Source organism: Afipia sp. GAS231 (genome assembly GCF_900103365.1).
In the GTDB taxonomy this organism is placed as follows: Bacteria; Pseudomonadota; Alphaproteobacteria; order Rhizobiales; family Xanthobacteraceae; genus Bradyrhizobium.
On sequence record NZ_LT629703.1, the window covers coordinates 3,194,399 to 3,216,311 of the forward strand.

A 21,913-nucleotide genomic window follows, 5' to 3' on the forward strand; every position below is an offset into this window, starting at 1 on the left:
GACGCTATCCATATTGTCAGTATGCTGTCAATAAATCGAATGGCGGGAGGCTCACATGGAAGCCGTGCAGAAGACCCCTGAACGCGAAGCGTTCTACAAGAAGATCGACGGCGAAAATCTCTCCGCGTTGTGGAACGTGATGGGCGACCTGATCACGCCCGAGCCGCGCTCTGCCTGCCGGCCGCATCTGTGGAAATTCGATGCGATCCGCGACTACATGACCGAAGCCGGCAAGCTGATCACCGCCAAGGAAGCCGAGCGGCGGGTGCTGGTGCTGGAGAACCCCGGCCTGCGCGGCCAGTCGAAAATCACCACCTCGCTGTTTGCCGGCGTGCAGATGGTGGTCCCCGGCGACGTCGCGCCGGCGCACCGGCATAGCCAGTCGGCACTGCGCTTCGTGCTCGAAGGCAAGGGCGCCGCAACGGCGGTTGACGGCGAACGCACCTTGATGGAGCCCGGCGATTTCGTCATCACGCCGTCGATGACCTGGCACGATCATTCCAACGAGACCTCCGAGCCGATGTTCTGGCTCGACGGCCTCGATATTCCGATGGTGCAGTTCTTCGACGCGTCCTTTGCCGAAGGATCGAACGAGGACCAGCAGAAGATCACCCGTCCCGCCGGCGACAGCTTTGCCCGCTACGGCCACAACCTGCTGCCGGTCGACGAGAAGCGCAAATCCAAGACCTCGCCGATCTTCAACTATCCCTACAGCTACACCCGTGAGGCGCTGGAGCAGGCCAAGACCCGCAACGAATGGGACGCCTGCCACGGGCTGAAGCTGAAATTCTCCAATCCCGAGACCGGCGATTTCGCGATGCCGACCATCGGCACCTTCATCCAGATGCTGCCGAAGGGTTTCAAGACCGCGCGCTACCGCTCGACCGACGCCACCGTGTTTGCCGCGATCGAAGGCAAGGGCCGCAGCCGGATCGGCGATCAGACATTCGAATGGGGCGCGCGCGACCTGTTCGTGGTGCCGAGCTGGCAGTGGGTCACCCATGAGGCAGATACGGACTCAGTGCTGTTCAGCTTCTCCGACCGTCCGGTGCAGCAGAAGCTCGATCTGTTCCGCGAGGACCGCGGCAACGCGTGAGATTGCTGTCGTCAGTCTCGTCGTCATTCCGGGATGGTGCGCAGCACCAGACCCGGAATCTCGAGATTCCGGGTTCGATGCTTTGCATCGCCCCGGAATGACGGCCCGCCCTACCGCCAGTGCAGCAGCCGCGCTTCCAGCCAGTTGATCAACCTTCCCACCGCCAGCCCGAACAGCGACAGGATCACGACACCGGCCAATAGCTGATCGGTCTGCATCAGGTTGCCGGCCTGCAGCACGAAGGCGCCGATGCCGTATTGGGCGCCGATCATCTCGGCGCTGACCACCAGCAGCAGCGCGACGGAAGCCGTGATGCGGAATCCCGCAAGGATCGAAGGCATCGCGCCGGGCCAGATCACCCGGGTGACGATGGCGTGGAACGGCACGTTAAAGCTCTGCGCCATCCGGATCAGGTTGCGCGGCACCGCATCGACGCCGCTATAGACCGAGATCGCGGTGGAGAAGAACACGCCGAGCGCAATGGTCGCGATCTTCGGCTCCTCGCCGATCCCGAGCCAGAGGATCAGCAGCGGCAGCAGCGCGATCTTCGGAATCGGAAACAGCGCCGAGATGAAGGTGATGCCGACACCGCGCGCCAATGTGGATAGACCGATCGCGAAACCGACGATGACGCCGGCGACGGTACCGAGCGCCCATCCGGATCCGATCCGCATGATCGACCACGACAGATGCTGCCAAAGCGCGCCTGACAGCGCGAGCTTGTAGATCGCGGCAGCAATTGCTGACGGCGACGGCAGGAACAGCGGATTGACCCAGCCGGCGCTGCCGGCCAACTGCCAGAACGCGATCACCAGCGCCAGCGCGATCCAGCCGGAGGCACGGCCCGCGCGCGGCGTAAAGCCCGCGCCGCGGAAGGCGACCGGCCGCGTCTCGCCCTCAGGTTTCGCAGCCTGCGATGCCGCACGGTCAAGCATGCTGGACCTCGCGCTCGGCGTCGATCGCCTCCTCGCGGATCAGCGACCACAGCTCGTTCTGCAAACCGATCAGCTTGCCCCGCGCCTCGATACCGCCGCGCTCGTCACGGGTCATCGGGATGGTCACGACCTCGCGGACGCGGCCGGGACGGCGCGACAGCACCACGATGCGATCGGCCAGCCGCACGGCTTCTTCCAGGTTATGCGTGACATAGACCGCGGCCATCCCGCCGTCGGCTAGCAGGCCGATGAAATCCTCCATCAGCAATTCGCGGGTCTGCGAATCCAGCGCCGACAGCGGCTCGTCCATCAACAGGATCGCGGGCTTGACCGCGAGTGCCCGTGCGATACCGACGCGCTGGCGCATGCCGCCCGACAACTGCTTGGGATAGGTGCCGCGAAAATCGCTCAACCCCGTCCGGCGCAGCGCGTCGTCGACGACGGCATTGCGCGCGGCAGCGTCCAGCGCCGTATGCACGAGCGGAAATTCGACGTTCTCCGCCACCGTGCACCACGGCAGCAGGGCGAAATCCTGAAACACGAAGGTCAGCGGGTTGAGGCTGCCGGCCGGCGGCGCACCGCGCAACTCGGCCTGCCCCCCGCTCGGCCGCAGCAGGCCGCCGAGGATCGACAGCAGCGTGCTCTTGCCGCAGCCGGAAGGACCGACGATCGCGACCACCTCGCCGGAAGCGACCTGGAACGACACCTTGTCGAGCACGTCGAGCGTGCCGAAACGGTGACTGATATGGTTGGCGATCAGGTCCATCAATTTCCTTGTCGAAGACTAGCTCTTACCTCGTCATGCCCGGGCTTGTCCCGGGCATCCACGTCTTACTTTGCTCGGAGCCACGAAGACGTGGATGGCCGGGACAAGCCCGGCCATGACGGGAGACCATCAATCCGCCTTCACATATTCCTTGGCGACGATCGCGTCCGCCGAAAATCCCTTGTCGACAAAGCCCTGCTCCTGCAGCCACGCGATCTGGTTGCCGACGTTCTTGACGTCGAGTTTGCCGTCGGGATCAATATAGGCGCAGTTGCCGACCACCTGCTCGACCGGCAGATTGGTGTACTTCGCGATGATCTCGAGCAACGGCCTGGTCTTGTCGTTGACCTCGGCCTTGCCGTCCTTGACGGAGGCCAGCACCACATCGTGGTATTCGCGATCGGCACGCACCAGCGCGGAGAGCAGCTTGGTCACCAGCGCCTTGTTGGTCAGCGTCTTCGGCGAGGCGAACACCGCGCCGAGTTGCCACGGCGTTTCGTCGCCGACCCAGCCCAAAAATTTGGCGCCGCCGGAATCGATCAGCGTGCGCGCGGTCGAGACCGGCAGCAGCGCCGCATCGACGGTCTCGCCCTTGAGGGCCGCGGCCGCATTCGACAGCGATTGCAGCGGCAGCACCTTTACGTCGGCCAGCTTGAAACCGTATTTGTCGGCGAGCAGGCCCAGCGAATAATGGAAGCTCGAGCCCACCTGCGTCACCGCGATGCGCTTGCCGGCGAGATCCTTCGGCGTCTTCAGGCCGGCCGCATAGGCGTTGTTGCTGGCGAAATAGCCGATCAGGGGATAGCCGGCCTTTTCGCGGCTCATGCCGCCGATCACTTTCAGCGTGCCCTTGCCCGCGAGGTTATAGAGACCGGCCGTGAACGCGGTGATGCCGAAATCGATGTCGCCCGACGTGGTCGCCACCGCGATCGGCTGCGCCGCGTCGAAGAATTTCAGTTCGACGTCGAGCCCGGCCTCGCGGAAATAGCCCTTGTCCTGCGCGATGAACACCGGTGCCGACGACGACAGCCGGAGCACACCGACCTTGGCCTTCAGCGCGTCATCGGCCCGCGCGATCCCGCCGGCCGCGATTGCCAACAGAGCCGCCAGTGCGAGCCGTGCAAACCTTCTCATCCCGTTTTCCTCCGCAGCAATCCAAGAGCTCCGTTCCGATCAAAATCGGGAACGGAGCTCTTGGCTTCTAATTTGACGCGTTTTCTTGACGCGAACCGGTTTCCACTTCGCTTGAAAACGCTCTATAGCCCATCAGGCACGCGCTGGTCCCGCCCGATGAAGGCGCCCTGTTGTTTCAACGTTTGTTGCAACTTTTCAACCGCAATGTCGCGCGGAATCGTATTGCCCGACAGTGCCAGATCGGCCGCGGCCCCCACCGCCTCCCCCATCGCAAAACAGGCGCCGGAAACCCGCGCCGCCGACTGGCCCTCATGCGTCATCGAGGCGCAGCGGCCGGCCATCAGGAGGTTGTCGACGCCCTGGGGAACCAGCATGCGATAGGGCAGCTCATTAAAGCCGCGCGATTCCGGGATCGGCGGGAACTTGAAGATCACGTCGCCGGCGACATGCTGCTCCATCGGCCAGCCGTTGACCCCGATGGAATCCTCGAACGAGGCACAACCGAGCACGTCCTCGCCCGAGAGCATGTAGCCGCCGACCACGCGGCGGGTTTCGCGGATCCCGAGCTGCGGCGGCAGGTCGACGATGTAGGATTTTTCGAAGCCCGGCACCGTGCGCAGAAACTCGAACGCCTGCACCGCTTGGCGGCGGCCCTCGATTTCGCCGCGGGTCATCTGGTCCGGATCGAGGCCGTTGACCGCGCTGCCGTCCTCGCGCGCCAACTGGGTAAAGTTCACCCGCCACTCGATCCCTGACTTTTGCGGCCGCACGATCGCGCCTTTGCGCGGAAACTTGTGGGTGCCCGCGGTTTCCGCCTTTTCCATCAACGCCGGAATCGTCCGCCAGGCGTCGCCGGCTTTTTCCGGGTCGATGCCGTTGAGACGGAGCATCATGGAAGGGAAAAGCATGCTGCCGGCATTGTCGCCGACTTCGAACGGCGCTCCCGCCCACGCCGCGAGATCGCCGTCGCCGGAGCAATCGATGAAGATGCCCGCGCGCACCGCCTGCCGCCCGGCCTTGGTCTCAAGCATCAGCACGTCGATGCGCCTGTCGTCCTGCATGACCACGCCGGCGCCGAGCGCATGGAAGAGACTATTGACCTTGTGCGCGGCCAGCAGATCGTCGGCCGCGATCTTGTAGGCCGCGGTGTCATAGGCCTGCGCAAAAATCTTGCCGAGGATCAGATGCGGCGCGTTGAGCCCGCCGAGCCGGTCGATTCGATCAAGCAGATCGGACGCGACGCCCTGCACCACCCGATGCGCCTCGCCGAAGACATTGGCATGCAGCCCGCAAAAATTAGTGACGCCCGCCGCCGTGCCCATGCCGCCGAGAAAGCCGTAGCGCTCGATCAGCAGCGTACGGCGGCCGGCGCGGGCAGCCGCAACCGCCGCTGCGATCCCCGCGGGGCCGCCGCCGAGCACGACGACTTCATATTCGCCGTAGAGCGGAATCTGGCGAGCGGGCTCTTCAACGGTTTTGGCCGACACGGCAGCGATCCATCCCTGATGATTTTGCTTCGCGGGACTATGAATTGATGCGAAGCGGGTTACAATCCCGCAAATTGTGCGATCAGCTTTCTCGAATCGAGAAAAGTAGATGGATACGCTCGTCAATCTTCAGGCTTTTTTGGCCACCGCCGAGGCCGCCGGGTTTTCGGCCGCGGCCCGCAAGCTCAACGTCTCGACCTCGGTCGTGTCCAAACGTGTCACGCAACTCGAGGCCCAGATCGGCACCGTGCTGTTCCATCGCTCGACCCGGCAGTTGCGATTAACGGAAGCGGGCCAGCGGTATGTGCATCGGGCGCGCAGCGTGGTTGCGGATGTCGGCGACCTTCTCTCCCGCATGGGTGAGAAGGACCACGACCTGGTCGATCAGCTGCGCATCAAGGCGCCGACCTCGCTCACCACGGCCAGGCTTGCCGATATCCTCAGCGTATTCCAGACGCAAAATCCGGGGCTCAAACTCGAGATCGTGTTGATCGACCGCCCGGTCGATCCGGTGACGGAGGGGTTCGACATAGCCATCGGCGCGTTCCCGCACTCGTTCGGCGGCGTCGTTGACGAGCCGCTCTATCCGATCAAGCGTCTGCTGTGCGCATCGCCCTCGTATCTTGCGGCGCACGGCGCTCCCCGGCATCCGCGCGACCTGATCGATCATCGTTGCCTGAGCTTTCTGCCCACCGGGCCGGAATGGATGTTCGATGGACCGCGCGGCCGCATTACCGTTGAAGTACGTCCGATGTTGAGTTCGAACGAAGGACAGGTGCTGGTGAAAAGTGCCCTTGCCGGGAACGGCATCGCCTTCATTTCGCACTATCTCGTCGCCGACGGGCTGCGCAGCGGCGCACTGCAGGTCGTGCTGCCGGAGTTTCCGATTCCGGAACTATGGGTCAAGGCAACCATTCCCGCGCGGCGCATCAACGCTGCGGCGGTGCAAGCGCTGCTGCAGCTATTGAAACGCTCGCTTTCGCCCGCTCACCTTGAACCGCAGCGTTCCTAAGTCCCGACCTGCAGCGACGCACCGAGCTTGCGCAGCGCCGCGATCGCCGAAAGCGCAGTGATGCGGCCGGTCTTCGGATTCTCCGAGGGGATATTCTCGATCGACATCGTAAAGCTCGCCGAGTCGGATTCGACCTTGATCTGATGACAGTTGCGCGTCACAGCGGGGTCGGCCCAGATTTCGATGGTGGTGCGATCGGGGCCGATGCCGGCCAGCGACAACGCCGCGACCACATTGACATTGGCCGGAAACGCGGCGGCGGCATCGCGGGCCGAGCCCTTGAAGACGCACAGTGCTGACGTCAATCCTTCTACTGAAATCCTGTTCTCGACCAGATAGGGCGCACCGGCCAATCCGTTGGGCGGCTTGCGCGTGATCATCTGCACCGAATGGATCGTGCCTTCGGCGGCGGCCGAAACCGCGTCGAAGCCGATCAGCGCGCCGGTCGGCACGATGATCCGGCCGCCTTTCGCGCGCGCCAATTCGATGAGATCGGGACGCGGCAGCAGCGCGCTGGCGCTCAGCACCATGACCTCTTTGCCGGCATTGAGCATCGGGCGGCAGATCTGATCGAGAATCGCCGCCGGCGCGCATTCGACCGCGAGGTCGGCATGATCTGGCAACTCATCGAGCGCGATCAGCGGACAGGAAATGCCCTCGCGATCGAGCCAGGCCTGCGCCTTGACGCGGTCTCTTGTCGCGATGCCCGACAGCGCCAGACCCGGCAAGCCCTGCGCGAGCTTGCGCGCCAGCGTTTTGCCGATTTCGCCCAACCCGGCAATGGCAATGCGTTTGGAAGACAAATTGAAGCTCCTGTCATCGTGGCGTCGCGGAAACCTACTTCCAGTTCGCCGCGCGCTTCTCCGCAAACGACGCCAGTCCTTCCGAGGCCTCCGCCGTCTGCCGCCGCGCCGAATGCATTTTGACCAGCCGCGTATAGGCGTCATCGTCGACGCTCATGCCGCCGAACGAACTTTCCAGCGCCAGCGCCTTGGTCTCGGCCATCGCCGCGGGACCGTTCGCGAGCAATTGCGCGACGACCTTGGCGCCGGCGGCTTCGAGGTCGGCCAGCGGCACGACTTCGTGCACCAGACCGATGCGGCGCGCGTCTTCCGCGCCAAAACGCTCGCCGGTCAGCGCGTAGCGGCGGACCTGGCGCACGCCGATGGCGTCGCAGAGCTGCGGGATGATGATCGCCGCCGTCAGCCCCCAGCGCACTTCGGTGATCGAGAACAGCGCGTTGTCGGCCGCGATCACGACGTCGCAGGCCGAAATCACACCGGTGCCGCCGCCGAAGCAGCCGCCCTGCACCAGCGCTACGGTCGGAATCGGCAAGGTGTTGAGCCGCTGCACGGCCTCGAACGTCGCCCGCGACACCGCCTCGTTCTCTTCGACCGATTTCGGCCGCACGCCGTTGATCCATTTCAGGTCGGCGCCGGCCTGAAAATGTTTGCCGTTGCCCTTCAGCACAACCACGCGCAGGTTCGGCTTCTTGCCGAGATCGTCCATCGCCGCGAGCACGCCGTTGATCAGGCCGGCATCGTAGGCGTTGTTCACCTCGGGGCGATTGAGCGTGACGGTGCCGACGCCGTTTTCATCGAGATTCCACAGGACCGGATTGGCGCTCATCGGCGATTTCCTTTGTTTTCTTGCATTTGTTTTGTCAGCAATATGCCTGATGGTTGCGCTGCGGCGCAAGCTTGTGGAAAGTGGCGCCTCACACGTCGATCGCTTCAGCAGGACCTCAACTCCATGCGTATCTGCGTTTTCGGTGCGGGCGCCGTCGGCAGCCATATCGCGGTCCGGCTGGCGCTGGCGGGACACGACGTCTCCTGCGTGATGCGGGGGGCGCATCTCGACGCGGTCGAGGCCAACGGTCTGACGCTGCGGGTCGGCGATGCCGCGTTCAAGGCCAAGGTGAAAGCGTCCGACGATCCGGCGGCGCTCGGTCCGCAGGACGTCGTCATCAGCACCTTGAAGGCGACCGGCGTGTCCAGCCTCGCCACCGGGCTGCAACCTTTGCTGCGCGAGGATACTGCGGTCGTGTTCGCGCAGAACGGCATTCCCTGGTGGTACGACATCGGGCTGTCGCCAAAACATCCGCCGGTGCCGGATCTCGGCTTTCTCGATCCCGGCGGGCTACTGCGCGCCGCGATCCCCAGGGAACGCATCATCGGCGGCGTGATCTTTTCGTCCAACGAAATCGTGGCACCCGGCGTCGCCGCCAACCTCTCACCGGAGCGCAACAGGCTCCTGATCGGCGAATGCGACGACCGCGCCAGCGAACGGATTGCAAGGCTGCGCGCCGCACTGAACGAAGCCGGAATCGAATCGCCGGACGTCCCGCAAATCCGGGAAACGATCTGGTCGAAGCTGCTGACCAACATGTCGATGTCGGTGCTGTGTTCGCTGACCGGACAAACCGCGCGCGGCGTCCGTGACGATCCTGCGCTGGCCGAGGTCATCCCGCGCCTGCTCGACGAAGCCAACAGCATTGCGCAAACCTGTTTCCCCGAGGTCAAGCGCGTCACCCGCACCGGGCCCGCGCCGGACCACAAGCCGTCGATCCTGCAGGACTACGAACTCGGCCGCGCCATGGAGATCGACGTGCTGGTCCGTGCCCCCGCCGCATTCGCGCGCGCCGCAGGGCTTGCGACACCGATGCTCGATCTGATGGCTGCCCTTGCGATCCGCCAGGCTCGAGAGAAAGGCCTGTATCAGGCAGGATAGCGCGAGCAGCCGCGGCGTCAGGCCGGCTGCAACCCCAGCCGATCGAACAGCTTGGTGTCGGCCTGGTTTCCCGGATTGCCCGCCGTCAGCAAGGTATCGCCGACAAAGATCGAATTGGCGCCTGCAAAAAAGCAGAGCGCCTGCATCTCGTCGGTCATGGCCGAGCGACCGGCCGACAGGCGAACATGTGACTTCGGCATCATGATCCGCGCCAGCGCGATAATCCTGACGAACTCGATCGGCCCGATCGGGGCGGCGTTGGCGAGCGGTGTGCCGGCGATCGGAATCAGCATGTTGATCGGAACGCTTTCGGGCGGCTCGGCCAGGTTGGCCAGCGTCACTAGCATATCGACGCGGTCGGCTTCTTCCTCACCCATTCCGAGGATGCCGCCGCAACAGACCTTCATGCCGGACTGGCGGACATTTTCCAGCGTGTCGAGCCGGTCGGAAAATGTGCGTGTGGAGGTGACCTGCGGATAATAACGCTCCGACGTATCGATATTGTGGTTGTAATAGTCGAGACCGGCCGCGCTGAGCCGGTCCGACTGTTCGCGGTCCAGCATACCCAGGGTCATGCAGGTCTCGAGTCCGAGTGATTTCACCGCGCCCACGACTTCGACGATGGCGTCCATGTCCCTCGGCTTCGGATTGCGCCAGGCCGCGCCCATGCAGTAGCGGCTCGCGCCGGCTTCTTTGGCCTTGCGCGCCTCGGCGACGATCTTTTCGACATCCATCAGCTTGGAGGCCGCCAGGCCCGTCGCGTTATGCACGGACTGGCTGCAATAGCCGCAATCCTCCGGGCAGCCCCCGGTCTTGATGTTGAGCAGCTTGCTCAACTGCACGCGGTTGGGATCGAAATGCTGCCGATGAATCGACTGCGCCTTGAACAGCAGGTCATTGAACGGGAGCCGGTAGACCGACCAGGCAGCCTCCGCTGTCCATGTCGGCGCGACGGCGGGCGCTGCGGTCATTTCGTTGCTCAGTTCAAGCATTCGGATTCTCCGGGACTTCGATCTCGGCGGGCTTATTGCACAATAGCGAGACCGAAACCAGCGCGCGTCGATTATCCGCGCGACGGCATTGACCGTACACCGCGCACTGATATCAATCTTGCGTTATGAGGCCAGCGAATGCCGGTGCGCGAGGACGGAACATGCACGTCAAGGACAAGGTTTGTGTCGTAACCGGGGCGGCGAGCGGTATCGGCGAAGCGGTGGCGCGCGCTTTTGCCGACGCCGGCGCGCGCGGCGTCGTGGTCGCCGACCTCAAGACCTCGCGTGACAAGCTGGCGAAAGTCGCCGGCGATATCGATGGGCTCGCCGTGACCGCCGATGTCGGCCTCGAAGACGACATCAAGGCGCTGGTGGCGGCGGCCGAGGACAAATACGGCCGGGTTGACGTGTTCTTTTCCAACGCCGGCCTGTCACGCAAGGGACAGGAGAGCGCCTCCGACGCCGACTGGGACGTGAGCTGGCGGGTCCATGTCATGAGCCATGTGTTCGCGGCGCGCGCGCTGGTGCCGGGCATGCTCGCGCGCGGCTCCGGCTATCTGCTCAATACCGCTTCCGCGGCCGGCCTGCTGGCTTCGCTGAACTCGATGCCTTACGGGGTCACCAAGAACGCCGCCGTGGCGCTGGCCGAGCATCTCGCCATTCAGTATGGCGACTGCGGCATCCGCGTTTCCGTGCTGTGCCCGCAATCGGTACAGACCGGCATGACCACCCCCGGCCCCAGCGCCGCGCGGGTCGACGGCGTGCTGCAGCCGCCGGAAGTGGCGCGCATGGTGCTCGAGGCGATGGAAGCCGAACAGTTTCTGATCCTGACCCACCCGCAAGTCGGCGAATACATGCAGCGCAAGGCGTCGAGCCGCGATCGCTGGCTGACCGGCATGAGGCGGCTGCGCGACAAGATCTACGGCGATCAGCGCGCGGGCTGAAATCGCGCGTCAGCCCACGATCCCGCCGACCCACCTCGCGAAAGCGTCCAGCACCTCGTCCATCACCTCGCGATCATTCCGTCCCGAACGCTTCAGCACGTGGAAGGAATGATCGGCCTCGTCAACAAGATGCAAGGTCGCCACGCGGCTCAACCCTTGAACGACAGGTTCGAGCAGGCTCAATTCCGCCAGCGCGTCGCGCGTCCCCTGCAGGAACAGCATGGGGATTTTGATATCGGCAAGATGTTTGGCCCGGTCGCTGGAAGGCTTGCCGGCCGGATGCAGGGGAAAGCCCAGAAACGCCAGGCCGCGAACGCCGGGCAAGGGAGACAGCGCCTGTGCCTGCGACGTCATGCGGCCGCCGAACGATTTGCCGCCGGCGATCAAGGTGAGCCCGGCGCAGCACCGCCCGGCCTCCGCCACCGCGGCGCGCACCGCCGCATGCGCGACCGCGGGGGAATCCGGCCGCTTGCTGCCGCTCTCCATATAGGGAAACTGGTAGCGCAGCGTCGCAATGCCGCGCACGCCGAGACCGGCGGCAATCGTGTCCATCGATGCATGCGCCATGCCGGCGCCGGCCCCGTGCGCGAACACGTAAGCCGCGCGCGCGTCAGGCGGCCGGATCAGCAGCGCGGAGACCGGAGCAGCATCCGGGATCGCGATCTCGAGCTTTTGCGCGTTAGCGGCATTCAAATCGGCGCCTCCCGGAATCTGACTTCAAGGATGTGATCTCAAATGTGAGATTTCAGCTATGTTATTGAACGCGCCTGATTCTACATTTCCGGCGCGGCACACGCAAACCAGCCGCGCCAGGCCGGGACAGCCGGTTTCAACGCCGGCAAAAGCCGCGCAACCGGATTCATGGACAGAAACATGACGCCCTTGTAAGATGGTAATATAGCTCGATACACGCCAGAGGCGAAATGCTCTCTGGCGCCCTTTTTTTGATAACAGATGATTTCGCGCCTCGGGCGCAGCGAGACAGGGGCCGGCCATGCGTCGCAGGACAAAGATTATTATCGCGGTGTTGGTCGCCGCCGGCGCTTACACTTTTTTCAAGGACGACATCGCGCAATTCTGGGACGGGCTTCATGTGAAGCTCGCGGAATATCCGGCGCCGAAGAATACCAAGTGGCTGAACCAGAATGTCAGCGATAAGGATATCGGCTGGTTCTACCACGCCGACCAGGGGACACGGACCTTCGGCATCCCCTATGAGTGGTTCATGGCGCTGGAGCAGCCCAGCCTGACGGCGATGCTCTGGTCGGCCGACCCGTTCAGCGATCCGGCCTACCTGGATCGGTACGGTTTCATTCCCGATCCCTTCGACAAGAAGGCGCTGCCGATCGGCTTCGCGCATGGCGACGCCATGCTGGATCCAACGGGTGAGCCCTGGCGCAACCCGACCAACAAGCAGGATATGACCGGTATCGGCCTGACCTGCGCTGCCTGCCACACCGGCCGGTTCACCTACAAGGACACCGCCGTTATCATCAACGGCGGCCCGGCGCTGACCGATCTGCTCAAGCTGAAGCAGGGTATCGGCGTCGCATTGTTCGAGACCCGGTATTTACCCGGCCGTTTTGGTCGCTTCGCCAAACGCATTCTGGGGCCGGATTCGACGCTCGACGAACGCGAAACGTTGAAATACCAGATCGACCAGGTGCTGAACCAGTACAACCAGACCCTCACACTCGAGAAGCGCGTCGCGTCCCGCAGCATCGAGGAAGGCTACGGGCGGCTCGACGCGCTGAACCGGATCGGCAATCAGGTGTTTTCCATCGACCTGAAGAATCCGGACAACTATGCCGGCTCCTCGGCGCCGGTGCATTACCCGCGGATCTGGAACACGCCGTGGTTCGACTGGGTGCAGTATAACGGCTCGATCATGCAGCCGATGGTGCGTAACGCCGGCGAGTCGCTCGGCGTCTCGTCCGAACTCAATCTCACCGACCCGTCGAAAGGCCTGTTCAAGTCGAGCGTGAATGTGAAAAAGCTTTACGACATGGAGGAGATGGTCAAGGGCAAGAACCCGCCGAACCCGAAGGACGGGTTCTCAGGGCTCCAGTCTCCGAAATGGCCCGCCGACATTCTGCCGCCGATCGACCAGACGCTGGCTGCAAAGGGCGCCGAACTTTACAAGGATCGTTGTCAGGGATGTCACCGGCCGCCGATCTCGAGCGAGGCCTTCTACGATTTCAACAACACGAAATGGTGGCGGACGAACCAAAACGGCGAGCACGTGATGGTGCTCGAAAACATCCCGATCGATCATGTCGGCACCGATCCCGCGCAGGCCACTGACATGATTGCGCGAACGGTCGCGCTTCCCGCCAATCTCGGAATCGACGAGACCGGATTCGCCTTTGCGCTGGGAAAAGTGGTCGAGAAGACCGTCAACTACATCTACGACCGGCCGCAACCGCCGCTGGACGAGAACGGCAAGCCGAAACCGCCGCTCAGCGAGGCAGAGCGGCAGCGCCTGGACGGATATATGCCGAACGAACTGCGGGGCGAAATGAAATACAAGGTGCGTCCGCTCAACGGCGTTTGGGCGACACCGCCCTATCTCCACAACGCCTCGGTCCCCAGCGTCTACGCGCTGTTGTCCCCGATCGAGGAGCGGCCGACGAAATTCTATCTCGGTAACCGCGAATACGATCCGGTCAATCTCGGCTACAAGACCGATTACCTCGCCAACGGTTTTGAATTCGACACCTCGATTCGCGGCAATTCGAACAGCGGGCACCAGTTCCGGAAGGAATACGACAAGGACAAGCCGGTGACGGGAATCATTGGGAAGTATCTGGAGCCCAGTGATCGCAAGGCGCTGATCGAGTATCTCAAGACGCTGTGAGGGGGCTGATCGAGCGCCCGTCGGTCGCGTTGCACCCACGCCGTCATGCCCGGGCTTGTCCCGGGCATCCACGTCTTTGGCCGACGCGAAGGAACTCGTGGATGGCCGGGTCAAGCCCGGCCATGACGAGAGTAGTTAAACCATCGGCAAACTGACCGGCACGCTTTGGGCGTGGTGAAACAGATTGTCTGGATCGTAGTGCTGCTTCACCGCCACCAGGCGCGCGAGATTGCCGCCCCAATAGGCGCTAGCGTAATCCGGCAAATCCAGATCGCAGTAATTCACGTAAGACGCACCGGGCATGTACGTCCGCATCGCGGCGTAGACATTGGCGACTTGCGCGAGATGGGCCGGCGTATCGGCCGCGCGGGTCCAGCTCGAATAATACTGGATGCAGTATTGCGTGCCGGCGCGGCGCGGAAACGCCGTGGCGTCTGCGGCAACGTCGGAAATCTTGCCGCCATAGGAATCGCACAACAGCACGATCCCGCCGGCAGCGACTGGCGCCACCGCCGCCATCATGGCGTCGATGCCGGCGCTGCCGAGCGGGCTTAGCACGTAGTCGGATTTGGCCTTCATATAGACCTGCTCATAGGCGAGCGGTCCGGCAAAGTGTTTGACGGCGTCGAGAAAGCCGAGCGACTGCACCGACAGCGGCGAGGATGGCGTCTGCAGCGTCGTCAGCGTTTTCAACTGGCTGCGCAGCGCCGATTCCGAGCCGATCGACTGTCCGATGCAGCGCATGCTGATCAGGCCGCCGCCGGCGGGACCGACTTTCATGATCGAGGTGATGGTGGCCGGCGCGCCCGGCGCCCAGGCCTGCCAGGCCGCGAACAATCGCGCGGCGTGCGCCCGCGATAGTTTCCAGGAGACGCCGAACACCAGCGCCGTGCTCAGCGGGAAGACATTCAGCGTGAACCGCGTGGCAATGCCAAAACTGCCGCCGCCGCCCCCGCAACAGGCCCAATAGAGATCGGGCTCGGACGCGGCATCGGCCTGCAGCACCTGCCCCTCACTGTCCACGACATTGATCTGCTGCAGGCTGTCGCAGGTCAGGCCGTGCGAGCGCGCCAACAGACCATGGCCGCCACCCATCACATGACCGGATATGCCGACCGTCGGGCAGCTCCCGGCCTGCAGCGCGAGCCCTTGCGCGGCGAGCGCCTGATAGATCTGGTACAGCGAAGCGCCGGACCCCGCCGTCACCAGTCCGGCTGATTTGTCGACCGTGATGGTGTCGAGACCGCGGACGTCGATCACCACATCGGCGGATTGCGAAAAGCCTTCGTAGGAATGGCCGCCGCAGCGGACGGAAAAGTTCAAATTGTTTTCGCGGACCCAGTCGACCATGACGGTAACCGCATGTTCGGTCTTGCAGACCGCGCGCAGCGCCGGATTCAATCGGGTGCGAATATTGGCCGCCGCCAGATAATCAGCGTAATGCGCGTCCGAAGGCTTCAGGAAAAGCACGTCGCCGGCCGGAAGATTCGGCAATGGCGGCAATGGCGCCGCTTGTGCTGCCATCACGGGTGCGGCGACGCTGGCCAGCGCGAAGGTGGCGGACGGCGCCGCCTCGGCGGGCGAGAATTCATCGACACGAAGCGGATGTTCCACGAAATCCTCCCGCAATTGACGAAACCTATTTCACAACCTCCAGTATAGAGCCGGCTCCGCGGCGAGATCATGACCTGCTTCACATTCCGCCCGATGGGACGACGGCCTTGCAGGCGGACATGTCAGCCCAGCGCGGTTGCGATTGACCCCCGGCGCGCTTTCGGTTGTTCTATGTTCGCGGATGTGGCCGAACGGATCGCATCACGACAACAACAAGAACAATTCGATACGGAAACGCACCATGACCGGCACCACCAATGGTCACTCTCGTCAGCCCGAGACCGGCGCGGTCTTTGACGCCGTCATCGTCGGCGCAGGCTTCGCCGGCCTCTACATGCTGCACCGCCTTCGCGGACTCGGCTTTACCGCACGGGTCTATGAAGCCGGGGGCGGTGTCGGCGGCACCTGGTACTGGAACCGGTATCCGGGCGCGCGCTGCGACGTCGAGAGCATGCAGTATTCGTTTTCGTTTTCCGAAGAGCTCGATCAGCAGTGGAACTGGTCGGAGAAATACGCGCCGCAGCCGGAGATCCTTAGCTACGCCAATCATGTCGCCGACCGCTTTGATCTGCGCCAGCACATTCAATTCGACACCCGCGTCACGTCAGCGACTTTCGACGAAACCGCAAAGTGCTGGCAGATCGAAACTGGTCGCGGCAACAAGGTTTCCGCCAAATTCTGTATCATGGCGGTCGGCTGCCTGTCGGCGGCCAATCACGTGCCGTTCAGGGGACGCGAAGATTTTCGCGGGCCTCTCTATCACACCGGCGAATGGCCGCATCAGGGCGTGGACTTCACCGGACTTCGCGTCGGCGTCATCGGCACCGGCTCGTCGGCGATCCAGTCGATCCCGATCATCGCGCAACAGGCGTCACACCTGACCGTGTTCCAGCGTACCGCGACCTATTCGGTGCCGGCCTGGAACGCAAAACTGACGCCGGAATACCGTGACGCGATCAAGGCCGATTACCCGGCCCTCCGCGCCAAGGCGCGGGCGCGGCCGACCGGGTTCTATTTCCCGTTCAACATGAAGCCCGCGCTGGAAGCCTCGCCGGAAGAGCGCGAGCAGCAATATGAGGAAGCCTGGGAGCGTGGCGGGCTGCCGTTCCTCGGCGCCTATGGCGACCTGTTGTTCGAGAAGGCCGCCAACGACACCATCGCCGACTTCGCGCGCAACAAGATCCGCGCCATCGTGAGGGATCCCGCCACCGCCGAACTGCTGTGCCCCGACAATGTGTTCGGCTGCAAGCGCCTGTGCGTCGATACCGGATACTTCGAAACCTACAACCTCGCACATGTGAAACTGGTCGATGTCTCCAAGACGCCGATCGAGCGCTTCACCGCTGATGGCGTCGAAGTCAACGGGTCGGAATACAAGCTCGACGCCATCGTCTGCGCCACCGGCTTTGCCGCGATGACCGGCTCGTTCGACCGGATCAAGATCACCGGCCGCAACGGGCAGACGCTGGCCGAGAAATGGCGCGCCGGGCCGCGCGCCTATCTCGGCGTCGCGACGACAGGCTTTCCCAACCTGTTCACGATCACCGGGCCGGGCAGCCCGTCGGTACTGGCCAGCATGATCCAGGCGATCGAACAGCATGTCGACTGGATGGCCGACTGCATCGCGCACGTGCGCGACATTGGCGCCGCAACCATCGAACCGGTGCAGGCCTCCGAGGACAAATGGGTCGAGCATGTCAACGAAGTTTCAAAAGTGTCGCTGCGGTCGACCTGCAGCTCCTGGTATGTCGGCGCCAACATTCCCGGACGGCCGCGCGTGTTCATGCCCTATATCGGCGGCTTCCCGGTCTATGTGCAAAAGTGCAACGAGGTCATGAGCAACGGCTTTGAAGGCTTTGTTATCGAAGGCGCGGCTGCCAGCAACGAGGCGCCGCGCGTGCGGCTGACCGAACGATGGCGCGTGCCGCTCGACATCGACGTGATCTCGCCCGCCGCCATCGCCGCGCGGCGGGTGCCGGTGGTGTGAACGATCATTGCTGGCGCGCAAGGCGCGACCTATGGTGCACCCCCGTCCCACGCGAGGCTCTCCATGACGACGCCGCTCGATCCCGTTATCGCCCAAATCATTCCGCTGTTGCCGCTACGAGATCCTGACAACATGACGCCGCAGAGCGCCCGCGACGCGCTCAGCGCGCTGGCCGCCGCGCGCGCGGCGGTGCCGCCGCCACCGGTGACGAGCGCGGAAGCGATCGAGGTAAAGGGCGCCGCCGGACCGCTCGCGGCGCGGCTCTATCGTAACTCAACCGGCAAATCGCCGACCGTGGTGTTCTTTCATGGCGGCGGCTGGGTCGCCGGCGATCTCGCAACCCATGACCGGCAGGCGCGACTGCTGGCGATCGAGACCGGCGCGGTCGTGATCTCCGTCGACTACCGCCGCCCGCCCGAAGTGCGCTTTCCCGGCGCGTTCGAGGATGCCTTTGCTGCGACCAAGGACGTCATCGCACGCATCGCCGAGTTCGGCGGCGATGCTGCGCGCGTCGGCGTTTCCGGCGACAGCGCCGGTGGCAATCTGGCGGCGGCCACCGCGATTGCCTGCCGCGACGCCGGCATCAAACTCGCGGGACAGTTGCTGGTCTATCCCGTCACCGACGTCGTCGGAAATTTCGCCGACACGAAAGAAAACGCGCGCTTTCCATCGCGTAACGAGAACGCCGAAGGTTATTTTCTGTCACGCGCGGTGATGGAATGGTTTTGCGGCCATTATCTCGCCAATCGGTCTGACGGTACCGACTGGCGTGTCTCGCCGCTGCGCGCGAAAAACCTCGCAGGCCTCGCGCCCGCCGTCGTGACCACGGCGTGGTTCGATCCCCTGCGCGACGAAGGCAAGGCCTATGCGGATGCACTCGCCGCCGCCGGCGTCCCGACAAAGTATCATCATGGCGCTGGTCTGATTCACGGCTATTTCGGCCTCGGCGAAGCCTCCGAGACCGCCAAGCGTGAGGCACAGGCTGCACGCGCCGATTTCAAGACGTTGCTGGACAAGGGCGCGTAGGCACCGAAGAAGAATGGCGACGCCGCGCTACGCGCGCGTGCAGAAGTCGCATGATACTCACGTGAGGTTCCAATTCCGATGAATCAATCCACTGGTCCACTCGCCGGCATCCAGGTTCTGGATCTCACCAGCGTGCTGTTCGGCCCTTACGCGGCGCAGATGCTGGGCGATTGGGGCGCCGACGTCATCAAGGTCGAGCCGCTGACGGGAGATACCTGGCGATATACCGGCCAGTTTCGTAACCGCGGCATGAGCGGACAGTTCATGGCGGTCAACAGGAGCAAACGCAGCCTGGCATTGGATCTGAAGCATCCCGATGGGAAGGCGACGTTGCAGCGGCTGATCGCCAAAGCCGACGTGCTGCTGTCCAACATCCGCCCGGCGGCGTTGGCGCGGCTCGGCTTCGGTTACGAGGATTGCCACAAGCTCAATCCGCGGCTGGTCTATGCCGCCGCGACCGGCTTCGGGCAGGACGGCCCGTGGGCCGCCCGTCCGGCCTTCGATGAGATCATCCAGGCGAGCTCCGGCTTCGCATCCTCCATGGGCAGCGACGAGGAGCCCGCTTTCGTTCCGAGTCTCGTCGGCGACAAGATCTGCGGATTGGCGATGGCCGGCGCGATATCGGCGGCGCTGGTACACCGCGAGCGTACCGGCAAAGGGCAGATGGTCGAGATCCCCATGCTCGAGACCATCGCCGCCTTTAACAGCATCGAAATGCTCGGCGGTCATGCCTTCGTTCCGCCGATCGGACCAGCCGGCTACAAGCGCATGAAGGAGCGGCGTCCCGTGCGCACCAGGGACGGCTGGTTGACGATGCTGCCCTACTCCGGCGACAACTGGTGCGAATTTTTCGAAGCCGTCGGGCATCCCGAATGTATCGAAGACTTTGCGGTCCGCGATCCCGTCGCGCGCGGCCAGAATATCGACCGCATCTACAACAAAATGGCCGAGATCGCACTGACCCGCACCACGGCCGAATGGGAAGAGTTGTTGCTGCGGATCGATGTGCCGCATGCCGCCTTTGCAAAAGTCACCGAGATCGCAGAGCAACCGCACCTCAAGGCTGTCGAGATGTTCCCGACGCTTGACCATCCGACCGAAGGAGCGATCAGGCAGGCGCGTCCCTCTGCCCGGTTTTCGGAAAGTCCCGCCGCCATTCAGTGCATGGCGCCGCGGCTCGGCGAACACTCGCAGGCGGTCTTGCGGGAAGCCGGCCTCAGCGATGACGACATCGCTTCGCTGGTCGAACGGAAGGTGGTTGGGATTTCGAGCTAGAACTGGATCGCCGGCTTATTGGGCTTGCACGATCGGAAATGGCGATCCCGGCATGGCTCGAACAAGCCGCGGTCACACCGGAACGCCTTCGAGGGAAAGCGATCCGGCGTGGATACCGGTCTTGTGCGAAGATACCGCCTCAACCGATCAGCGCATCAATGACGACCATGATCGTCGTCATCGTCTCTGGAGGCCGAGACGACGGCCCCTGTCTTCTCGTCAAGCACCAGCATGCGTGGGCCGCCTTCGTCGCGGTTGTCAAAGTCGAACATGTTGTTGAGCGGTCCGGCGATAGTATCGAACGAGCCGCCGCGCTGGATGCGCTGACCGTCGAGCCAGTTGTCCTCAATGAAGCGAAGCACCGAGGTCTGGTCGGTCAAGGTGTGATCGACGTGATTGCGCTTCGCAAAGGGCGACACCACCAACAGCGGCATCCGCGTTCCGTAACCGCAACGTCCCCACGCCGGCTTCCCGGAGTTACCGTTGAGCGGCGTGGTCAAGACCGGCTCGTCCTGCTGGAAGCCGTTGCTCGTCTGGCAGACGCCGGGCCCATTGAGCGTATCCACCGCCGGGTTGAACGAAGGATTGGCGATCGGCGGCATTTGGTGGTCATACCAACCATCGGAGTCGTCATAGAGGATGATGACCGCGGTTTCCGACCAATCCGGGCTCTTCTGCAGGGCGTTGATGACCCGCACCAGGAAATGCTGCTCGTCGATCGGGTCCGAATATCCGGCATGACCATCTTCGAACGCCGCCGCCTTCAGAAAACTCACGGCCGGCAGCTTGTGCGCGTTCAGCGCGGCGAAGAAGTCGTTGACGTCATAGTTGTGGTTGGCCGGATCCGGCGTGTTGGTACCCGGGATCAGGCTATGGCCGATGGCCTCGACCGAACTCGGGCGGGCGTGGGTCGGATTCCGGGTCGACGCATAGTACTGGAACCAGGCGTGGTGCGGAATGTAATCCACCGACGTGAACGCGGGTGTGCCCGGTGCGGTCGGGTTGGTGTGCCGCAAGCAGCCGGTGGTGCCATCGGCGTTGACGACCGTCAGGTCGAAACCACCCATGAAAGAACCCCAGGTGATGCCTTTGGCATTGAGGAGATCGCCGATGTTCTTGCCGGCCATCGTGACCTGGTCGATAGCAGGATTCGAGCAGACGTCCTGCAGCGGATCACCGTCGCCGATCTCGGTGATGTTGTCGGCAGTCTTGGCTGCGTCGCCGAACGCCTCGTGGGTTTTGAACTTCAGCGTCTGGTTCGTGGGATCCGCGGGATCGAACACGTTCTTGGTGGCCGCAAAACCGTTGGTCTGGCCCGAGATCAGGTTGATCGCGCCCGGCGTCGATGGGCCGAATTGCGTGGTGTAGTTGTTGTCGTTCAAGGAGAAATGCTGGGCGTAGTTCCACATCGCGGTGACGGTGTTGCCGTCGTAATAGCCCATCACCAGTGACTTGCCGGTGCCGGTCGGCGTCCCTCCGGATCCGACGAAGACAGGGAAGCCGTCCATGCGGCCGTTGTCGTACGCGCTCTCCTCCGGGCTTTCGTTGTGGCCCTGATCCGAGGTCAGCGCCTGGGCGGGCGACAGCCGGAACGGATTCGACGCGTTGCTGCCGTTCTTGTTGGCGACGCCGCCGGTCGTCGGGGGGACCGGATTGACCGGATTGGTGGCGACGCTGTTCGGATTGTTGTGGAGCAGATCGACACCCGTGAGCGGCTTGAAATGGTGTTCCACATCGAGCGGGTTGACGAGATTGTTGACTCTTCGGGTGCGCGGCGACGACTTGAACGGCGTCTCGCCGGACAGATTGAGGGCGTTCGGATAGGTTCCGAAATAATGATCGAACGAAACGTTTTCCTGGAAGATCACGACGACATGCTTGATCGGCGTTGCGGTGGGTACACGATGAAAGTCGTCGGAATCTCGGCCGTGCCGATCCTCCGCTGCGGCGCCTGCACCCGCGATCGCGAGGGCCAGGACGGAAACCAGACCTAGGGCTGTTGGCAAACGCATCAAGAATGCCTCCTAATGAACGAGTTGAATGGGAGATGGTGTGAGC

At 63.5% G+C, this 21,913-nt stretch carries 18 protein-coding genes; 8 read left to right on the forward strand and 10 right to left on the reverse strand.

Annotated elements, in window-relative coordinates; genetic code table 11:
- Positions 1–55 precede the first annotated feature (55 nt).
- Entirely contained in the window at positions 56–1,096 is a 1,041-nt protein-coding gene (gtdA, locus tag BLS26_RS15125; protein ID WP_092512349.1) for a gentisate 1,2-dioxygenase, read from the forward strand.
- 110 nt (positions 1,097–1,206) lie between these two features.
- Here gtdA and BLS26_RS15130 read toward each other — a convergent pair whose 3' ends face one another.
- The 4 genes from BLS26_RS15130 to BLS26_RS15145 all read right to left on the reverse strand — a co-directional run bounded on the left by BLS26_RS15130 (position 1,207) and on the right by BLS26_RS15145 (position 5,418).
- Positions 1,207–2,031, reverse strand: coding sequence for an ABC transporter permease (locus BLS26_RS15130; RefSeq protein ID WP_092512351.1), 825 nt, complete (start codon positions 2,029–2,031; stop codon positions 1,207–1,209).
- Positions 2,024–2,797, reverse strand: a complete 774-nt coding sequence (locus BLS26_RS15135) for an ABC transporter ATP-binding protein (RefSeq protein ID WP_092512353.1) — start codon at positions 2,795–2,797, stop codon at positions 2,024–2,026. Before BLS26_RS15135 ends, BLS26_RS15130 begins: the two co-directional genes overlap by 8 nt.
- A gap of 129 nt (positions 2,798–2,926) precedes the next feature.
- Positions 2,927–3,931, reverse strand: coding sequence for an ABC transporter substrate-binding protein (locus BLS26_RS15140; RefSeq protein ID WP_092512355.1), 1,005 nt, complete (start codon positions 3,929–3,931; stop codon positions 2,927–2,929).
- A 122-nt stretch (positions 3,932–4,053) separates the two neighbouring features.
- Positions 4,054–5,418: an FAD-dependent oxidoreductase gene (locus tag BLS26_RS15145; protein ID WP_092512357.1), complete on the reverse strand. Its 1,365-nt coding sequence runs from the start codon at positions 5,416–5,418 to the stop codon at positions 4,054–4,056.
- A gap of 109 nt (positions 5,419–5,527) precedes the next feature.
- Between BLS26_RS15145 and BLS26_RS15150 the strand changes: the two genes are divergently transcribed.
- The gene (locus BLS26_RS15150) at positions 5,528–6,430 is read left to right on the forward strand and encodes a LysR family transcriptional regulator (RefSeq protein ID WP_092512359.1); all 903 of its coding nucleotides are present in this window, start codon (positions 5,528–5,530) and stop codon (positions 6,428–6,430) included.
- Here the strand turns inward: BLS26_RS15150 and BLS26_RS15155 are convergent.
- Both BLS26_RS15155 and BLS26_RS15160 read right to left on the reverse strand, forming a co-directional pair.
- On the reverse strand, positions 6,427–7,233 hold the full coding sequence (locus BLS26_RS15155; RefSeq protein ID WP_244541947.1) for an aspartate dehydrogenase: 807 nt from the start codon (positions 7,231–7,233) through the stop codon (positions 6,427–6,429). The genes BLS26_RS15150 and BLS26_RS15155 overlap by 4 nt on opposite strands.
- 34 nt (positions 7,234–7,267) lie before the next feature.
- Positions 7,268–8,059 (reverse strand): enoyl-CoA hydratase-related protein, encoded by a 792-nt coding sequence (locus tag BLS26_RS15160; protein ID WP_092512363.1) that lies wholly within the window; start codon positions 8,057–8,059, stop codon positions 7,268–7,270.
- A 123-nt stretch (positions 8,060–8,182) separates the two neighbouring features.
- Here BLS26_RS15160 and BLS26_RS15165 point away from each other — a divergent pair, with 123 nt between their 5' ends.
- On the forward strand, positions 8,183–9,160 hold the full coding sequence (locus BLS26_RS15165; protein WP_092512365.1) for a ketopantoate reductase family protein: 978 nt from the start codon (positions 8,183–8,185) through the stop codon (positions 9,158–9,160).
- 17 nt (positions 9,161–9,177) lie between these two features.
- Here the strand turns inward: BLS26_RS15165 and bioB are convergent, their stop codons facing one another.
- A complete protein-coding gene (bioB, locus tag BLS26_RS15170) occupies positions 9,178–10,152 on the reverse strand; it encodes a biotin synthase BioB (protein WP_092512367.1) in 975 nt (324 codons plus the stop codon).
- A gap of 161 nt (positions 10,153–10,313) precedes the next feature.
- Between bioB and BLS26_RS15175 the strand changes: the two genes are divergently transcribed.
- Complete coding sequence (locus BLS26_RS15175; protein ID WP_092512369.1) at positions 10,314–11,096, forward strand: SDR family oxidoreductase; 783 nt, start codon at positions 10,314–10,316, stop codon at positions 11,094–11,096.
- A 9-nt stretch (positions 11,097–11,105) separates the two neighbouring features.
- On the opposite strand, the gene BLS26_RS15180 is transcribed toward BLS26_RS15175, so the two are convergent.
- Positions 11,106–11,789, reverse strand: a complete 684-nt coding sequence (locus BLS26_RS15180) for an alpha/beta family hydrolase (RefSeq protein WP_092512371.1) — start codon at positions 11,787–11,789, stop codon at positions 11,106–11,108.
- Positions 11,790–12,090: 301 nt separating this feature from the next.
- Here BLS26_RS15180 and BLS26_RS15185 point away from each other — a divergent pair, with 301 nt between their 5' ends.
- Positions 12,091–13,953, forward strand: a complete 1,863-nt coding sequence (locus BLS26_RS15185) for a di-heme-cytochrome C peroxidase (RefSeq protein WP_092512373.1) — start codon at positions 12,091–12,093, stop codon at positions 13,951–13,953.
- 135 nt (positions 13,954–14,088) lie between these two features.
- Here the strand turns inward: BLS26_RS15185 and BLS26_RS15190 are convergent, their stop codons facing one another.
- Positions 14,089–15,567: an FAD-binding oxidoreductase gene (locus BLS26_RS15190; RefSeq protein WP_157676455.1), complete on the reverse strand. Its 1,479-nt coding sequence runs from the start codon at positions 15,565–15,567 to the stop codon at positions 14,089–14,091.
- Between the two features lie 241 nt (positions 15,568–15,808).
- On the opposite strand from BLS26_RS15190, the gene BLS26_RS15195 reads away from it, so the two are divergent.
- From BLS26_RS15195 to BLS26_RS15205, 3 genes are all read left to right on the forward strand, one after another.
- Positions 15,809–17,554 carry an NAD(P)/FAD-dependent oxidoreductase gene (locus tag BLS26_RS15195; RefSeq protein WP_092518084.1) on the forward strand — a complete coding sequence of 582 codons (1,746 nt, stop codon included), beginning with the start codon at positions 15,809–15,811 and terminating at the stop codon, positions 17,552–17,554.
- Positions 17,555–17,617: 63 nt separating this feature from the next.
- Positions 17,618–18,580, forward strand: coding sequence for an alpha/beta hydrolase (locus BLS26_RS15200; protein ID WP_092512377.1), 963 nt, complete (start codon positions 17,618–17,620; stop codon positions 18,578–18,580).
- 78 nt (positions 18,581–18,658) lie between these two features.
- Positions 18,659–19,855, forward strand: coding sequence for a CaiB/BaiF CoA-transferase family protein (locus BLS26_RS15205; RefSeq protein WP_092512379.1), 1,197 nt, complete (start codon positions 18,659–18,661; stop codon positions 19,853–19,855).
- Positions 19,856–20,010: 155 nt separating this feature from the next.
- Here BLS26_RS15205 and BLS26_RS15210 read toward each other — a convergent pair whose 3' ends face one another.
- Entirely contained in the window at positions 20,011–21,867 is a 1,857-nt protein-coding gene (locus BLS26_RS15210; protein ID WP_092512381.1) for a phospholipase C, read from the reverse strand.
- Positions 21,868–21,913: the final 46 nt, after the last annotated feature.

Coding starts and splice junctions, on each gene's coding strand:
- gtdA (WP_092512349.1), top strand. CDS start 56: ATGGAAGCCGTGCAGAAGACCCCTGAACGCGAAGCGTTCTACAAGAAG.
- BLS26_RS15130 (WP_092512351.1), bottom strand. CDS start 2,031: ATGCTTGACCGTGCGGCATCGCAGGCTGCGAAACCTGAGGGCGAGACG.
- BLS26_RS15135 (WP_092512353.1), bottom strand. CDS start 2,797: ATGGACCTGATCGCCAACCATATCAGTCACCGTTTCGGCACGCTCGAC.
- BLS26_RS15140 (WP_092512355.1), bottom strand. CDS start 3,931: ATGAGAAGGTTTGCACGGCTCGCACTGGCGGCTCTGTTGGCAATCGCG.
- BLS26_RS15150 (WP_092512359.1), top strand. CDS start 5,528: ATGGATACGCTCGTCAATCTTCAGGCTTTTTTGGCCACCGCCGAGGCC.
- BLS26_RS15160 (WP_092512363.1), bottom strand. CDS start 8,059: ATGAGCGCCAATCCGGTCCTGTGGAATCTCGATGAAAACGGCGTCGGC.
- BLS26_RS15165 (WP_092512365.1), top strand. CDS start 8,183: ATGCGTATCTGCGTTTTCGGTGCGGGCGCCGTCGGCAGCCATATCGCG.
- bioB (WP_092512367.1), bottom strand. CDS start 10,152: ATGCTTGAACTGAGCAACGAAATGACCGCAGCGCCCGCCGTCGCGCCG.
- BLS26_RS15175 (WP_092512369.1), top strand. CDS start 10,314: ATGCACGTCAAGGACAAGGTTTGTGTCGTAACCGGGGCGGCGAGCGGT.
- BLS26_RS15185 (WP_092512373.1), top strand. CDS start 12,091: ATGCGTCGCAGGACAAAGATTATTATCGCGGTGTTGGTCGCCGCCGGC.
- BLS26_RS15195 (WP_092518084.1), top strand. CDS start 15,809: ATGACCGGCACCACCAATGGTCACTCTCGTCAGCCCGAGACCGGCGCG.
- BLS26_RS15200 (WP_092512377.1), top strand. CDS start 17,618: ATGACGACGCCGCTCGATCCCGTTATCGCCCAAATCATTCCGCTGTTG.
- BLS26_RS15205 (WP_092512379.1), top strand. CDS start 18,659: ATGAATCAATCCACTGGTCCACTCGCCGGCATCCAGGTTCTGGATCTC.
- BLS26_RS15210 (WP_092512381.1), bottom strand. CDS start 21,867: ATGCGTTTGCCAACAGCCCTAGGTCTGGTTTCCGTCCTGGCCCTCGCG.